Origin of the sequence: Bacillus infantis (assembly GCF_050107595.1) — a bacterium.
Classification (GTDB): Bacteria; Bacillota; Bacilli; order Bacillales; family Cytobacillaceae; genus Bacillus_AB; species Bacillus_AB infantis_C.
Window position 1 is genome coordinate 115,529 of the sequence record NZ_JBNILH010000009.1, and the last position, 15,330, is coordinate 130,858.

Sequence of the window (15,330 nt, forward strand, 5' to 3'; positions counted from 1 at the left end):
ATGCCAGGAAAAGTATATTTGGTCGGGGCAGGTCCGGGGGATGCCGAGCTGATTACAGTGAAGGGTCTTCGCTGCATCCAGGGAGCGGATGTCATCCTTTATGACCGGCTGGTGAATTCGGAGCTGCTTGAGCACGCGAAAGAAGGCGCCCAGCTGATTTACTGCGGCAAGCTCCCCCATTATCATACAATGAAACAGGAAACAATCAGCCGATTCCTTGTGAAATTTGCCAAAAAGGGACTGAATGTTGTCAGATTGAAAGGCGGAGATCCCTTCGTGTTCGGGCGTGGAGGGGAAGAGGCGGAGGAATGCGCCAATAATGACATCCGTTTTGAAATAGTTCCCGGGATAACGGCTGGCATCGGGGCCGCCGCCTACGCAGGAATCCCTGTTACGCACCGCACCCTCAGCAAAAGCTTCGCCTTTGTGACCGGCCATCAGGCTGGGGACATGGAGGCAGAGCACCAATGGGTCCATCTTGCCAGGGGGGTTGACACAATCTGTGTGTACATGGGAGTATCACATCTATCAAATATCGTTGCCAAGCTCCTCGAAAACGGCAAGGAAAAGGATACACCGATTGCACTTGTTCACTGGGGCACACTATCTGACCAGCAGACTGTAGCTGGGACGCTTGAGACGATTGTGCCGCTCGTTGAACGGTCCGGCATCAGCAATCCAAGCATGATTGTTATCGGGGAAGTCGTCAAGCTCCACAAAAAGCTTCATTGGTTTGAAGAAGAAATTGCACCCCAGCTCCCGGTCATTCAGGGAATATAAAGGAGGAGGAACATGGAAGCAATCCTTTATATAGGGCATGGCACGCGCTCGAAAAAAGGGGCACAGGAGGCAAGGGACTTCTTGAATAGGATTATCAGCAAATCATCTTCACCAATCCAGGAAATCAGCTTTTTGGAGCTTGCAGAACCATCGATTAGAGAAGCTTACGAAAAATGTATTCGCCGGGGGGCCGCATCCATAAGGGTGGTTCCGATCTTTCTTTTATCAGCGGGGCATATAAAAGAAGATATCCCGGATATTCTGGAAGAGTTAAAAAATAAATTTCCTGACATACCAGTCGAAGTGGCCGATCCCTTTGGTGTCCAGCAGACGATTATTGATGCAGTATGTGATTTGATATTTCAGAAAGCAATGGTGCTTTCCAAAGAGGATTCTGTTTTGCTTGTTGGGAGGGGGAGCAGTGATCCTTCTATCATTGAAGCGTTTGAAGAGATTAGAAGTGGCATCGCTGATAATACGGGTGCCATGGTGAAGGTTTGCTTTCTGGCTGCGGCTTCTCCAACTTTCGATGAAGGGCTTGAGGGGGCATGTGCTGATAGCCGTGGAAGGGTCATAGTCGTGCCATATCTATTGTTCGGCGGGCTCCTTCTTAGTGAAATTGAGAATGCGGTGAGGAAAAAGAAAAAGCAGGGTATGCAGATCGTACAAACCGGCGCATTGAGCAGGCATTCTGCAATAGAGGAAATTGTCATTGCCCGTGCAGCAGGAAAGGAGGAGAAGGATGCAGCCCCTGTTCATTGATCTAAGAGGGAAAAAAGTCGTCATTGCCGGAGGCGGCAGGATTGCGGCCAGGAAGGCGCGCGTGCTGGAAGAGGAGGGGGCTGACATCACTTTCATTGCCCCCTCATTTTCGGAGGAAGCTATATTGATGGCTGATAGGAAAGGGTATACTCTTATTGAACGTAAGGCGGAGGCTGCAGATTTCGCAGATGCCTTCCTTGCAATACTGGCCACAAATGTCCGGAGTGCCAATGATGAGCTGCAGAAGGGTCTCCCCGTCAATCAGCTCGTCTGTGTAGTTGACGAATTCGAAACCGGCAATGTCACTTTCCCTGCAAGAGTCCGGAGGGGCGGTCTTCAGATCGCTGTGACTTCAGGCGGCACCAGCCCCAAGCTGACACGGAAGCTAAAAAAAGAATTAGAGGTCCTCTTTGACGAGACATGGTCGGTGTATACAGAATTCCTTGGGAAATGCCGGTTGGCAATAAAGAGTCTGGATCTTCCCGCCGAAGAAAAAGACCGGATGCTTTGGAGCCTGCTGGAGGATGAATACAGATCGAGCGAGAGCAAGCAGGAGGAAAAGGCGGCGGAAATAAGGGGGATGGCGGAAAGTGTGAGGGAAGATAGTGAAGTGGTATGGTGATGCTGTACTAAGGTCGGCGAGAACGTTTGAGGCATCAGGGTTTGTTCAAGGTATTTATCGGAACCGCCGTATGAGCCCTGTTTTTGTTGAAATGGTAGAATAATTGGCAGTTTGATTAAATTATCGGGCGAATTGATTAGAATAATTCCGCAAATGATTGAAATTACCAGCAATTTGATAAAAAAACAGAAATAGGCCGCTGCTCCTAAGGGCCAGCCATGCCAGGCAGCCAGCATTCCCGGCTGAAAACTCAATAAAATTCCTACATTGCTTTAACTGCCGACAATAACGGCCTTAATTCACCTGAAAATCACCAAAACAGCTGCACATTTTTATTTTCAACCCTGATCATCCAAGCCCCGCCACTATATCTGCTCTCAAACCGCACAAAAAAGAAGCTGACGAGCCCATTAAGGGACGCCAGCTTCTTTCTTTTCATATATTCCTAATCTTCCAGATTCAATGACGGACCAAAGAATTCAAAGTGAATCTTGGATTCTTCGACATGCAGCTCTTTTAATCCTTGGACAATGGCACGAAGGAACGGAACCGGCCCGCATACATAATAGTGTGCACCATCAATCAGGATTTCGCGGAGGAAGTCCGCCTCTATATAGCCTTCTTTAGCAAAGCGGGCATCCAGGCGGTCAGTGTCCTGCGCTTTTTCGTATACATACAAAATCGTGCTGTTTTCAAGTTTAGCTTCAAGTGAGGACAGTTCCTCTTTAAACGGCTGGTGGCTGCTGCTTCTGGAGGCATGGATAAACTCTGCCTTGCGTCGCGGGTTTTGCTCAGCAATAGAATTGATCATGCTCATGAAAGGAGTGATTCCGACACCGCCGCTAAGGAACACAACCGGTTCATCAGCAGCTGCTGAAAGTACAAAGTGACCGGCTGGGGCAGTCACTTCTATAATGCTGCCTGTTTCAACAGCATCATGAAGATAATTGGAGACCTTGCCTTCAGGTGTATTTTCTTCTGCTTCCCGTTTGACAGAAATCCGGAAATAGTCTTTGCCAGGTGCTGCTGAAAGACTGTACTGCCTGTTCATCAGATATTCTTCACCAGGAATGCCAATGCGCACTGTAATATACTGCCCAGGCAAGAAGGCCGGTACAGTTGAACCGTCTGACGGCTTTAAGTAGAAGCTGGTAATAACATCGCTTTCTTTCACTTTATCTGTGACTGTAAACTCCTTGAAATCATTCCACCCTGCAGGCTGGCTGGCTGCTTCTTCATACATTTCCTTCTCAATTCCGATAAAGGCATCGGCAATGACGCCATAGGCATCTGACCATGCTCCGATGATCTCATCAGTTGCCGCATCGCCCAGCACTTCTTTGATTGCTCCCAGAAGATGTTCTCCTACAATAGGATAATGTTCAGGCTTGACCCCAAGGCTTCTGTGCTTATGGGCTATTTGCTTCACTGCAGGGATAATGACTTCAAGCTTATCGATATTAACTGCGGCTGCCAGAATGGTATTGGCAAGTGCAGTCTGCTGTCTGCCCCTTTGCTGATTGGCATGATTAAAGATATTCAATAATTCCGGATGACTTGAGAATAAGTTTCGGTAGAAGACGGTTGTTATTTCCGTTCCTTTTACTTCTAATACAGGAACGGTTGATACGATTGTGTCAATAGTCTTTTGAGATAGCATTGCTGAATCCCTTCTTTGCTTAAGTAGTATTTTGAATACATCTTTATTTTAGAAGCCATATAACTAAAAAGCAATATTTTAAATACATCTTTTAAAGGGCAGAACAGCAAAGTTTAAGATTTGTTCACAATTGTGATAAGATGGGGAAAGTACAGAATGTGAGGGAAAATCATGAGGCTGACAACCTATTCGGATTATTCAATAAGAGTATTAATATATCTCGCTTCACATCAAAATGACAAGCTCGTCAACATAAAGGAAATCGCTGAAGCTTACGATATTTCAAAAAACCATTTAATGAAAATCATTTATAATCTTGGGAAAATGGGCTATATTCAGACGGTACGCGGCCGCAATGGTGGGTTCAAGCTCGCTAAAGTCCCGGCCGATATTAATATCGGGGAAATAGTCCGGAAGACTGAGGAAGATTTTTATCTTGTTGAATGCTTTGACCATAACAATAAATGTGTGATCACACCTGTCTGTTCCTTGAAGCATATCTTAAATCACGCCCTTGAAAGTTTTTTAAAGGTGCTGGATCAGTATACACTTGAAGATATTGTTGAAAACAAAGCTATGCTGAAAGAATATTTTGCCCGCAAAGCTGAAGAAGGACAAGATGAAGTCCATGATCAAAGGCTGCCTTAAACGGCAGCCTTTTTCATGTCATCTCCGGTGATTTCTTCCGTACTGTCCGGTTGAGCGCCTTCATTGTGACGAGGGATAGCCATAGCCATATGCTGCTGTAGGCAAGGCCAAACAGGAATATGGGTCCGCCGGTCAGCAATGCGGAGTATCCTGAAAGGGAAGGGCCGAGTATCGGAAAACCAATCACATACAAAAGGAATAAGATGCCGGCAGTCAGGGATGCACCCCCAAATAAGATGGCAGCCAGAGGCCGTTTCAGCTTATTTAGCGCAATGCCCATGCTGATGCCAAGCAACCCGGTAGTAAATGGGAATACGAAAAGCTCAGAAGGCTGGAGGACGGCTAGCATCATAATTGTGAGCAAATATGTAAGCAGGCCGATCCGCACCGACAGAAAGCAGGCTATAATGATGGGCCATGTGGTCAGGATGCTGAGCGCATAGCCTGCACCGCCGAAAAGCCCGGCTGATTGGAATATTGCCGCCAAGCCTCCAAGGATCGCACCCATCACCATTTTGACCGTATTAGAATGACTGGACATTTCCTTTGCCGCTGATAATCCTGGAAACCATTTTCTGATCATTTTTCCACCCCCTTATAGGCAATGCGCTTATATGAGGGTTTATACCTGTTCGTTATATAAAATTGAGATAGGAGCCATTTCCAGCATATATTCCTGCAGCAGCAGCTGGTGCATCGTTTTATCATGGACAATCAGAAAACAGGCGTCAGCAACTTCCCTGCTCCCGACTGAAAGGCCGAGCTGTTCGCCAACGGCAAATGCGCCCATTGCCTGCTGGTTTAACATAAGGAGGTGATGCAGGGATTGCCATGATCCTTTTGCACCAGCGAGGGAGTCCTGAAAAGACAATAAAGCTTCCTCCACTTTGCCGATCACCGAGCCGAGTATCCGGTCCTTGCGGTCATCGGCTGTGCGGCCGATAAAGCGAAAAAGGTTTTTCGCATTTTCTGCATGGTGCTGCTGCGACCCGTGTATTTTTTCAATGGCTTCCCTGATATGGGGCTCCCGGATAGAGGGTACTGCTTTTGCCAGCGTAACCTCAAGAGCGGTTTGGGCTGTGAGGATATGTTCAAACCATTTTTCCATTTTATTCTTCTGCATTTCAATATAATCTTCACCCAGCTCAATAAGAATGGCCTTTTGTTCCTGCATATCGTTCCCTCCGTTCATTCCTTTGTAATTTTCCATAAAACTCCCGTATGGCCATATGCCTGAATGTATCCTTTTGTCACAGGGGAGTAGCCGAAATCAAGTACATACAAGCTTTTTCCGTCAGGGTGAAATTTGCAGTCAACCGGCCTTTCAATTCCGCCTGTGCCTGAATAGGAAGCAGCTCCCGGGGCCCAGTTGCGGAGGAATACCTCAGAAGTTCCTGTTTTAACATCAACCATCGCCACCCTGAATCCGTTATTCAGGTCTTTCTCATGCGGAGTGTTGAGGGGAGCATAGGTACCCCATTCTGTTACAAACAGCTTCCCGCGGTGACCAAAGAAATCGGAAGTGCAAAACTCCATTTTTGCCATAGCCGAATGAGGCTTCTCCAGGTAAACCGGTGGGCCGGCCCATTCAGGCGGATTCTCAATCAGCTGCTCAGCTGCTTTCCCTTTTGCCGGCTTGCATCGTTCATCCCATACAGGCACTCCATCTGCCCGGTAGTCGGGAAAACCGAACCAGTCCGGCGTTTTCACTGACCCATGCTTTGTTTTGGCATTGCGGATGTGCCAGATTCTATCAGGGTCGCCGGCGATCGACCGTTCGCCTTTTTCCTCCAGGCAGTTATCTGAAGCATATAGTTCGCCATCTTCACTGAAAGCCAGTCCATATGGGTTTCTGAGTCCCCAGGCCAGCAATTCTGGTTCACTTCCATCCGGTTTGGATCTCCAGAGGCCCGTTGAGCACCATAATTCCCCTTTGACTTTTTCTCCTTTCTGCGCAGGTGTCCCGAATGGCTTGAATGCGCCTGTCTCTGTTAAGAAAGGGAAGGGCATGAGAGGGTTTCGGGATGTGACATTATGCCCTGTCAAGGTAATATCCGCTCCTGGGACATCATGGGCTTCAGGATGTTTAGCAAGATCGACCGTAAAGCCTGCAGGGAGGCAGACACCGTTTTGGGAAACTGATCCATTGGCAAAATACAATAATCCGTCATGCGGCCCAAAAACAGGTCCCCCGGGTTCATGCCAGCCGCCGCTCGGTATTTTTTCATGAAGGACAGTGCGCACCTTTGTTTTTCTGTCATATGCCACAATGCGGGCGAGGTAGCCGCCTTTGCAGGATACATACAGTTTGCCGTCCCTGCAGACGACTCCGCGCGGTCCGCCCAGTGTCTCAATCGCAAAAACCTCGAGCATCCCATCAGGATCCAGGCTTAAAATCCTGGGCGGGAGGGCAGGCCTTGTGGGCCAGGTGCTTCCGCCTTCTAATATGTAAAGGGTGCCGTCCTCCGCAAATCCCATTCCGGTCGGAAAGGACAGGCCGGCAGCGGCCACTTCCACTTTATATCCTTCGGGGACCCAGACATCATCGGGATTCACCAATGGCCGTGCAGTTAAAGGGAGCTTCAAAACTTTTTCGGCAGAGTGGGTGTAAGAGATATGTTCCATTATGATCTCCTTGATTTTAGTTAGTAAAAAACCTTATCAGTATAGTCCAACAGGGAACCGGGTATTCAATCCGGTGTATGAGCCCGGATTTTTGCTGTACAAACCCATTTACAGACCATCCTGAATATGATGAAAGAGCAAACAGGAGGCAGGGATGATCATGCATTTAATCAGCGACATATCCGGCTTGAAAAAAACTGACTGCTGGGAAGAAGATGCACTAAGGGCATTCCAGTCAAAGCTGGGCAATAAAAAAGATCGATTCCCATGTATCCCGGCGACCCAGGGATATGCCCTTCAGCAGCTTCGTTATGGATTTGCCGGAGATCCGCGGCGTATTTCTTCAGCAGGCGAATTGGCAGAAATGATGAGGGAGTATACAGCAGATTCAAGGAGCTTTGGCAGCTATACTTCGCTCATTGTCTTTTTTGAAACAAATGAACAGCTGGCGGAGCAGGGAACGGTGGAGGAGTTTGAAGAACTTTTTTGGCAGCAGTTGAATCTTTTGGCTGAGAGGGACAGGGAAAAATGGCCTGCCCATATACCGGAGGACCCGCACGATCCGCTTTGGGAGTTCTGCAGCCATGGTGAACAGTATTTCATGTATTGCGCCACACCTGCGCACGTAAACAGGCAAAGCAGATATTTTCCTTATTTCATGCTGGCAATCACACCTCGATGGGTGCTGGAAGATTTCAATTCGGCTCCGGAGCGTGCCGCAAAAGTAAAAAGCAAAATACGCGCCCGGCTGGCAGCTTACGACAGTATAGGTGCCCATCCCCATTTAAACAGTTATGGAAGCGAGAATAATTATGAGTGGCAGCAATATTTCCTGAGGGATGATGATAGTGCACTTAGCAAATGTCCTTTTCACAGGATGCTTGCAGAGAATAAAAGCAAAGATTTTTTGGGAATGGAAAAGGGACGAGACAATTGAAATGTCTCGTCCTTTGTATTGTCAAGCCTGTTTTTTAACAGGTGCAGCCGGAACTGCCAGCGAGGGCTTAGCTTTAGATTGTGAGAACCGGCTGTGCAGCACCATTCCGATTACAATGACCAGCAGTCCTGCAGAAGAAAGGATGTCCGGAGCCTGTGCAGAAAACAGGAGAACTTCACCTGCCATCACAAACAGCACCTGTGTCGACTGTGTCGCTTCCACTGCGGCAAGCTTTGTCTGATCATGGCGCGCGCGGTCAGTTGCAATGAAAAACAAGGTTGTCGCTATAACACCTGATGAAATGGCGACAATGAAGGTCTGCAAGAGCTGGCTCGAGGAAGGAAGGCCGGCATTTGCGAAGCCTGCAGCTGCAATAATGAGCCAGAAAGGGAGGCTGGCGATTGTCATCCCCAGCACTCTTTGGAAGGTATCAAGCCTGCCTCCGCAAAGTTCCATCATTTTCCGGTTTCCGAGCGGATAAGCAAAGGCAGCCACCACTACAGGCAGGATTCCTGCAGCCATTTCAGCAGGTGACAAAGTGTCTGCTTTTTGAAGCTGGATAAGGATGACTCCTGCCAGAATGATAAGCGAAAAGCAAAGGGCCCTAAAGGGGATTTTATTTCTTTTCCCTTCAATGCCTCCAGAAGTAAACAAGGGTGCAAGCAGGGTGCCTGCCACTATCGTCAGCTGCCAGGAGCCGGCAACAAGCCAGCCTGGTCCATAGCTTGCCGCATATGTGATCGGGGCATAAAAAAGGACAAATCCAAAAAAGCTCCATAACAGCCACCAGAAAGGATGTTTTTTCATTTCTGTCAATAGCTGCTTCCCATTTCCACGCAAAGCTACAATGATGACAAGAAAAGGAACCATGAATATAAATCTTAAGGAAGAGCTCCAAAGCCAGCTTCCGCCTGCAAGCTCCATTGTTCTGTTGAGAATGAAAGTGACCGCAAAAAACACGGAGGCAAGAATGCCGGTCATTATTTCTTTCATAGCCAGCTCCTTTCCGGTCTAATTATTGCAATATACTGAATTTTATCCCTATTATACTCTCATCCCCTAGATAAGGCTATAAGTAATAAAGCTGAACAGAAAGCTGACCGGCTGAGCAGCTCTTGAATATACTGAGGAAAGGGCGGACAACGGCCACTCCTGTTAAGACAGCAGCAGAACAGGCGGGAATCTTTCATGAAAAATCAGAAAAAGGAGATTGCCGGCGCCTGGACTCAGGCTGCCGGAACCATTATAGCCGCTATTGGGACGTCAGAGTGGCTATTCTTGGATGATAGCGCAGCAGAGGCACTGATCATGATCGGCAATGAATTGCAGGCAGCAGGAAGCGCTCTGGAGGCTGACGGACAAGACCGGCCTTCCCTGGAGAAAATAGGAAATGAACTGCAGGCGGCCGGCAATTTATCCGTAATTGCCGGACTAGTCTTAGGTTCTGGAGAAGAAATTGAATTAAAGCTTGTCACTACAGGAAATCTGATACAGGCACTGGGATCTATCACTGTGCTTGGTGATGAGCTGATTGATCCTACTGCAGAAGGCCGAACCTTTCAGATCATCGGCAGTTTCCTGCAGGCCACCGGCAATTCCCTTCAGGCCTTCGGTACATTTCTTATCCTCGATGCCTTTAAAACTCACCCGGATGCAGAAGAGAGCTATAAAGGCAAATCACTCGATATTTCTGGAAGCTGGATTCAGGCTGCCGGTTCTGTTCTTTCAGCCCTGGGGCAGATGCAGGAGGAGCTGTCTGAAGTTTCATCAAAAGGCGAAAAGGGATTAAAAGGTTTTGCCTTATTAAATAAACATCATAAGTATGACTGAAGGCCTGCTGGTAATAAAAAAAAGCCGACGGAAAGTCCGTTCAGCCTCTTTTACAGCACATAAAGATAAACGCTGAGGAAGTGGGCCATGCTGCCCATCATGATGAATACATGGAAAATCTCGTGGAAGCCCATATGTTTGAACTCCAGAAATTTGGGCTTGACTGCATAGATGATGCCGCCGATCGTGTAGAAGATTCCACCAAGCAATAGAAGGAACACGCCGTGGAAGGACATTGCTTCAGACAGCGGTGAGAAAGCCAATACAATGATCCAGCCCATCGCAATATACAGGACAGTTGAAAGCCATCTTGGGCAACTGAACCACACCATTTTGAAAATGACGCCGCAGACAGCTACAAGGGTGACAATGGAAAAAATGACCCAGCCTGTAGTGCCATTCAGGCTCACAAGGCAGAATGGAGTATAAGACCCGGCAATCAGGACGAAAATCATTGAGTGGTCAAGCCTGCGCAGGAATGCGATTACCTTGTCCTTTGCAATCACCATATGATACGTGGCTGAAGCAGAATACAAAAGGATCATGCTGACGCCAAAAGCAATTGATGATGCGATTGCGACGTCAGATGAAGTTACCATCGAGGCTTTGATGACCATTGCCAGCAGACCGATGAACGACAGGATGGCGCCAGCAAGATGTGTGAGCCCGTTGATTGGCTCGCGGATATAAGAATTCAAGACAATTCCCCCTTACATAACGATACGTAGTATTGATAACTACTTATCATAATATAACGATTATCCCTTCCCGTCAACAAATAGTTCTCACTTATGGTAAAATAAAGGAAGCGCACTACATAGAAAGCTAGAGGGAAAAACAATATGAATAAAAATAATATGGCAGAACTGATCGAATCCCTTGGCTTTGAAAGGCAGCTTTTGCCTGAAGAGCTTCCAAGCATCGATTTGTATATGGATCAGGTGATCCAGCTTTTTGAGAACACATTTGGTTCAGCCACCCGCAATGATGGGGAAAAGATCCTCACCAAAACGATGATCAACAATTATGCCAAAGGCAAGCTGTTCAGCCCGGTCAAAAATAAAAAATACTCCCGTGAACAGCTTATGATGATCAGCCTCATCTATCAGCTTAAAGGGTCCTTGTCCATCCAGGATATCAAACAGACACTGGATGGGGCGAATAATAAGGCATTGAAAGGAACTCTCCGGATCGAAGAGTTTTACAGCAGCTATCTCCAGCTGGCAGAACAGAATCTGGCCGGCTTTAAGGAAGATGTCCCGCTTCGCGGCCGCCTGGCCCGCGAACAGGCAGAAGAGCTGGAAGCAGGGAGCAGCGAGCTTGAGCAGATCCTCCTGATCCTCTCGCTCGTCCATATGGGCAATATGTATAGAAGAACAGCTGAAAGGCTGATCGATGAACTAGGCGGAAATCCTCCAGTCCCAAAAGGGTAATACCCGTTCACCTTCGTTTTAAACCATAAAGGCCGGAGGAGAAATTATGCTGGATAATCTTAACAGATATTTACAAAAATTTATGCCGTTCATGACGCCGCTGGCCGTTCTTCTCGGCATCACATTTGCAGATCAGCTTCATAATCTCGTCTTTATCGTGCCATGGCTATTTGCTTTCATGACATTTTCCGGAAGCCTCGGCTCAAGCTTCAGCGATCTGAAGAAGGTCATTTTGCATCCGCTTCCGGTCATCATCTGCCTGGTGCTCCTTCATCTGGTAATGCCCGCTGCGGCATATGGCACAGGCAGGCTTTTTTTCCCGGAAGATGCTTATACGAGGACAGGGCTGATCCTTTCCTTTGTTATTCCAACCGGCATCACCAGCCTCGTCTGGGTGGCGCTTTATAAAGGCAAGACCTTCTTGACTTTGTGCATCATTCTTGTCGACACTATGATCGCCCCGTTTGCAGTGCCATTCATTCTGCATCTCTTTGCTGGGGCATCGGTAGAGATGAATGCGGCCGATATGATGGGAGGGCTGATTTGGATGATTGTGCTGCCGTCCATTGCGGGAATGGCAGCCAATCAGCTGTCAAAAGGCGAAGCACCTAAAAAATTGAATCCGTACTTATCACCTTTTTCAAAAATTGGCATCGGTGTGGTGGTCGCCATCAACAGTTCAGCCATTGCCCCATATCTTAAGACACTTTCCAGCAAGCTATGGGGCATAGCAGCTGCTGTCCTTATCCTGTCTATCACTGCTTACCTTCTAGGTTTTCTCGCAGGGAGGGTCATGAAAGAAGGAACAGCTGGCATCATTTCGCTCACCTACAACAGCGGGATGAGAAATATCAGTGCAGGAGCCGTGCTGGCCATCTCCTATTTTCCGGCCCCGGTCGCAGTCCCGGTCATCATGGGCATGCTGTTTCAGCAAATTCTGGCTGCTTCGGCCGGCAGCCTCCTTAACCGCATGAATCACCAACAGAGGGAGATGCCGGTTACCAAAGCCGTTTAGTATAAAGGAGGCAAATAATAATGATCAACCGCCTTTCGAAAACAGGCAAGACACTGTATTTCCTGGGTATGGCCCTTTTTGCAGCTGGTTTTGCCGTCAATCCGCTTCTTGATATCGGGGATGTGCCAGACGCTGTAAGCAATCTTTCCATACCTGTTATTATAGGAGGAATCCTCCTTATAGCGGTCTCAAACTTCTTTAAAAGGAACAATTAGACAGAAAGGCAGCAGCAATGAAAAACACAAATGTAAAAAGATATGAAGCAGATTTATACAGGCCAATACAAAAGCATTTTTCCGCACTAGGCTATGAGGTTTATGGGGAGGTTCATGATTGTGATGTTGTAGCTGTGAAAGAAGAGGAGCTCATCATTGTTGAGCTGAAGCTCAATCTGACAGTCGAGCTGCTGGTACAGGCGGCCAAAAGGCAAAAGCTCTCCGACCAGGTTTATATCGCGATCCCAAAGCCAAAATACAGGCTCCGCTCGAAAAAGTGGAATGATATCAGCCATCTCATCCGGAGGCTTGAGCTCGGCCTTATCATAGTTTCTTTCCAGGCGGGTTCCGCTAAAATGGAAATCCTGATGGAACCGGGAGCATTCGACCGTAAAAAAAGCATCCGCCTCAACAAGAAAAGGAAAGATAAAATGCTGTCTGAGATCAGCGGGCGGAACGGAGACTATAATGTGGGCGGAGTCACCCAGACAAAGATTATGACTGCCTACAAAGAAAATTGCATACACATCGCCTGCTGCCTGAAGCGCTTTGGCCCCTTGTCGCCAAAGAAGCTCCGCGAAATGGGCACCGGTGATAAAACCCAATCAATCCTCCATAAAAACTACTACAGCTGGTTTGAAAGGATCAGCCGCGGAACCTATTCCCTGACAGCAAAAGGGAGGAAAGAGCTTGAAAGTCATCCCGATGTAGCAGGGTATTATTCTGAAGGGCTCAGTTTAGTAAGTGAGGAAAGACCTGATTAGCCATAGCCGGGAGCTGTGGCTTTTTTGGTTTGGATCATTAGTTATAAAGGCTGTGACGGTACTGTGAGAATGGTACATGCTAACTGGATATCATGTATTAAATCGGGTTTTTGAGGTACACGACTTGCCTACAGATACGGAAGTCATGTATCCCATTATTATCCTGGGATACACGGCCCGCCTGTGTAAGGGGAAGTCATGTACCCCATGGAGCTCCCGGGATATCCGACCCGGCTGCCAAGAGGCAGTGATGTACTCCATTCAGCCCTGATTCCAAACTTCCCTCATCTAGGTAATCCCCTCGAGCTGCATAAAAAAGAAAAACTGGCCTCTATTTCACCTTTTGTCCGTTCTGAACCCTCATAATCAGCTCCTCAATCCTCAGATGATGATATATCGTCATTCCGATGATGATCAGGCTGAAAAAGCTTGAGAGAATGGCTCCTGCACCGATCATATTCCTGTTTTTATTACCAAACACTCATTACACCTCCCTGATTCCATTTATTTCACTGCATTTTCTTGCCGCCAATTAGAAACGATAATCTTGTATAGTGTTTGCCGGATAAATGACAGTGATTCATTTTTCTCTAAGAGGGAGGCAGAAAATGAGCAGTGCTAGCTGTAATCCAAGCAGTTCAGGAAAGGGAAGCAAGGGAGGAAAGGAAGGAAATCTGAAATGGTGGCAGCTGTCCTTGACAGGGGTGGGCTGTACAATCGGGACCGGGTATTTCCTGGCCTCTGCCATCGGCATCAAGATTACTGGCCCATCTATCGTCTTTTCGTTCATTCTGGCTGCACTTGGAACTTATATTGTTTTTAACCTTCTGGCAAAGATGACTGCAAAAGATCCGCAGGAAGGTTCATTCTGCTATTATGCAAAAAAAGCTTATGGAAAATGGGCCGGCTTCAGCTGCGGCTGGAATTATTGGACCTCGAATATCCTGATCATGGGCAGCCAGCTGACTGCCTTGTCGATTTTGTCGCGGTTCTGGTTCCCGGATGTGCCTTTATGGGTATTTGCGGCCGGGTACGCCATTTTGTCAATCTTTGTTGTACTGACTGGGACAAAGGGCTTCGATAAAATTGAGGATATCCTTGCAGTCGTAAAAACGGCAGCCATCTTTATGTTCATCATTTTGGCGGCAGCCGCCATGTTCGGCTGGCTGCACAGCCATGCAGACCGGCCGGGAATTCCGGACTCTGCAGGTGCTTTTTTTGAAGATGGCTATAAAGGCTTCTGGTCTTCCCTTATTTATGCTTTTTATGCATATGGCGGGATTGAAGTCATTGGGCTGATGGCCATGCAGCTGAAAAAGAAGGAGGATGCACCAAAGGCTGGGAGTGTGATGCTGATCCTCCTGGCATCCATTTATGTAATTTCCCTGGGGCTTGCTGTTGCAATGGTGCCGATTGATGCTTTTCATGAGAAAGAAAGCCCGTTCATTACGGCTTTGTCGAAAAATAATCTGCCATTCTTTCCGCATGTATTTAACGGGGCAATCATCATTGCCGGCTTTTCAACCATGACCGCTTCGCTCTTCGGAGTGACCAATCTTCTTGTAACACTGGCTAAGGATGGCGATGCACCGGCTTTCTTCGGTAAAAAAATCAAGAAAATGAAGGACTTGCCCCTGCCATCCCTGGGACTGGCTTCTGTCGGGCTGCTGTTATCCATTATCACCGCCCTGCTTTTGCCTGGTAAGATTTATGAGTATATCACAACAGCTGCCGGGATTCTTCTCTTGTATAACTGGTTTTTTATCGTCATTTCATCGTTTAAGCTTCTAGAAGCAAAGATTTGGAGCAAATTGATGGGTTCGGCCGCACTGCTGCTGATCCTGGCAGCCGTCAGCGGCACTCTGCTTGAAAAGAATATCCGTCCCGGATTTTTCGTTAGCCTGGGCATCATCGCTTTGATTGCCATTGCGGTGTTTATAATGAAGAAAAAGGTCTGGGATTCCAATCCGAGCGAAAATACAGGCTGAAACAAGATGGGCGGCACCATGGGCATTTGTCCGGCATATATTATGCTGAGA

At 47.5% G+C, this 15,330-nt stretch carries 18 protein-coding genes; 11 read left to right on the top strand and 7 right to left on the bottom strand.

The features are described from left to right. The 3 genes from cobA to ACQCVH_RS18635 are packed head-to-tail and all read left to right on the top strand — an operon-like array spanning position 1 to position 2,164. Positions 1 to 780, top strand: a complete 780-nt coding sequence (cobA, locus tag ACQCVH_RS18625; protein WP_426837097.1) for a uroporphyrinogen-III C-methyltransferase — start codon at positions 1 to 3, stop codon at positions 778 to 780. Between the two features lie 12 nt (positions 781 to 792). Next, a complete protein-coding gene (locus ACQCVH_RS18630; RefSeq protein ID WP_426837098.1) occupies positions 793 to 1,542 on the top strand; it encodes a sirohydrochlorin chelatase in 750 nt (249 codons plus the stop codon). Continuing rightward, the gene (locus ACQCVH_RS18635; RefSeq protein ID WP_426837099.1) at positions 1,523 to 2,164 is read left to right on the top strand and encodes a precorrin-2 dehydrogenase/sirohydrochlorin ferrochelatase family protein; all 642 of its coding nucleotides are present in this window, start codon (positions 1,523 to 1,525) and stop codon (positions 2,162 to 2,164) included. The genes ACQCVH_RS18630 and ACQCVH_RS18635 overlap by 20 nt, the downstream gene beginning before the upstream one ends. Before the next feature lie 445 nt (positions 2,165 to 2,609). On the opposite strand, the gene hmpA is transcribed toward ACQCVH_RS18635, so the two are convergent. Further along, positions 2,610 to 3,824 carry an NO-inducible flavohemoprotein gene (gene hmpA / locus ACQCVH_RS18640; protein WP_426837100.1) on the bottom strand — a complete coding sequence of 405 codons (1,215 nt, stop codon included), beginning with the start codon at positions 3,822 to 3,824 and terminating at the stop codon, positions 2,610 to 2,612. A 171-nt stretch (positions 3,825 to 3,995) separates the two neighbouring features. Here hmpA and ACQCVH_RS18645 point away from each other — a divergent pair, with 171 nt between their 5' ends. Then, positions 3,996 to 4,472 carry an RrF2 family transcriptional regulator gene (locus tag ACQCVH_RS18645; RefSeq protein ID WP_426837101.1) on the top strand — a complete coding sequence of 159 codons (477 nt, stop codon included), beginning with the start codon at positions 3,996 to 3,998 and terminating at the stop codon, positions 4,470 to 4,472. A gap of 13 nt (positions 4,473 to 4,485) precedes the next feature. Here ACQCVH_RS18645 and ACQCVH_RS18650 read toward each other — a convergent pair whose 3' ends face one another. Genes ACQCVH_RS18650 through ACQCVH_RS18660 form a run of 3 tightly spaced genes read right to left on the bottom strand, consistent with a single transcriptional unit; the run spans position 4,486 to position 7,097 of the window. Beyond that, entirely contained in the window at positions 4,486 to 5,055 is a 570-nt protein-coding gene (locus ACQCVH_RS18650) for a hypothetical protein (RefSeq protein WP_426837102.1), read from the bottom strand. Between the two features lie 39 nt (positions 5,056 to 5,094). Continuing rightward, positions 5,095 to 5,646, bottom strand: a complete 552-nt coding sequence (locus ACQCVH_RS18655) for a hypothetical protein (RefSeq protein ID WP_426837103.1) — start codon at positions 5,644 to 5,646, stop codon at positions 5,095 to 5,097. 14 nt (positions 5,647 to 5,660) lie between these two features. Then, positions 5,661 to 7,097 carry a PQQ-dependent sugar dehydrogenase gene (locus ACQCVH_RS18660; protein WP_426837104.1) on the bottom strand — a complete coding sequence of 479 codons (1,437 nt, stop codon included), beginning with the start codon at positions 7,095 to 7,097 and terminating at the stop codon, positions 5,661 to 5,663. Positions 7,098 to 7,251: 154 nt separating this feature from the next. On the opposite strand from ACQCVH_RS18660, the gene ACQCVH_RS18665 reads away from it, so the two are divergent. Continuing rightward, complete coding sequence (locus ACQCVH_RS18665) at positions 7,252 to 8,034, top strand: YqcI/YcgG family protein (RefSeq protein WP_426837105.1); 783 nt, start codon at positions 7,252 to 7,254, stop codon at positions 8,032 to 8,034. A gap of 21 nt (positions 8,035 to 8,055) precedes the next feature. Here the strand turns inward: ACQCVH_RS18665 and ACQCVH_RS18670 are convergent, their stop codons facing one another. Next, positions 8,056 to 9,027 carry a DMT family transporter gene (locus ACQCVH_RS18670; RefSeq protein ID WP_426837106.1) on the bottom strand — a complete coding sequence of 324 codons (972 nt, stop codon included), beginning with the start codon at positions 9,025 to 9,027 and terminating at the stop codon, positions 8,056 to 8,058. 195 nt (positions 9,028 to 9,222) lie between these two features. Between ACQCVH_RS18670 and ACQCVH_RS18675 the strand changes: the two genes are divergently transcribed. Beyond that, complete coding sequence (locus ACQCVH_RS18675; RefSeq protein WP_426837107.1) at positions 9,223 to 9,864, top strand: DUF6944 family repetitive protein; 642 nt, start codon at positions 9,223 to 9,225, stop codon at positions 9,862 to 9,864. A 50-nt stretch (positions 9,865 to 9,914) separates the two neighbouring features. On the opposite strand, the gene trhA is transcribed toward ACQCVH_RS18675, so the two are convergent. Then, positions 9,915 to 10,562, bottom strand: coding sequence for a PAQR family membrane homeostasis protein TrhA (gene trhA, locus ACQCVH_RS18680; protein WP_426837108.1), 648 nt, complete (start codon positions 10,560 to 10,562; stop codon positions 9,915 to 9,917). Between the two features lie 144 nt (positions 10,563 to 10,706). Between trhA and ACQCVH_RS18685 the strand changes: the two genes are divergently transcribed. From ACQCVH_RS18685 to ACQCVH_RS18700, 4 genes are read left to right on the top strand one after another with little or no spacing between them, the layout of a single operon-like run. Then, entirely contained in the window at positions 10,707 to 11,297 is a 591-nt protein-coding gene (locus ACQCVH_RS18685) for a DUF1836 domain-containing protein (RefSeq protein ID WP_426837109.1), read from the top strand. A 46-nt stretch (positions 11,298 to 11,343) separates the two neighbouring features. Continuing rightward, on the top strand, positions 11,344 to 12,312 hold the full coding sequence (locus ACQCVH_RS18690; RefSeq protein ID WP_426837110.1) for a bile acid:sodium symporter family protein: 969 nt from the start codon (positions 11,344 to 11,346) through the stop codon (positions 12,310 to 12,312). 20 nt (positions 12,313 to 12,332) lie between these two features. Continuing rightward, on the top strand, positions 12,333 to 12,527 hold the full coding sequence (locus tag ACQCVH_RS18695) for a hypothetical protein (protein WP_426837111.1): 195 nt from the start codon (positions 12,333 to 12,335) through the stop codon (positions 12,525 to 12,527). A gap of 17 nt (positions 12,528 to 12,544) precedes the next feature. Further along, a complete protein-coding gene (locus ACQCVH_RS18700; RefSeq protein ID WP_426837112.1) occupies positions 12,545 to 13,291 on the top strand; it encodes a DUF2161 domain-containing phosphodiesterase in 747 nt (248 codons plus the stop codon). A 331-nt stretch (positions 13,292 to 13,622) separates the two neighbouring features. Here ACQCVH_RS18700 and ACQCVH_RS18705 read toward each other — a convergent pair whose 3' ends face one another. Then, positions 13,623 to 13,772: a hypothetical protein gene (locus tag ACQCVH_RS18705; protein ID WP_426837113.1), complete on the bottom strand. Its 150-nt coding sequence runs from the start codon at positions 13,770 to 13,772 to the stop codon at positions 13,623 to 13,625. A 127-nt stretch (positions 13,773 to 13,899) separates the two neighbouring features. On the opposite strand from ACQCVH_RS18705, the gene ACQCVH_RS18710 reads away from it, so the two are divergent. Further along, entirely contained in the window at positions 13,900 to 15,279 is a 1,380-nt protein-coding gene (locus tag ACQCVH_RS18710) for an amino acid permease (RefSeq protein WP_426837114.1), read from the top strand. Positions 15,280 to 15,330 lie beyond the last annotated feature (51 nt).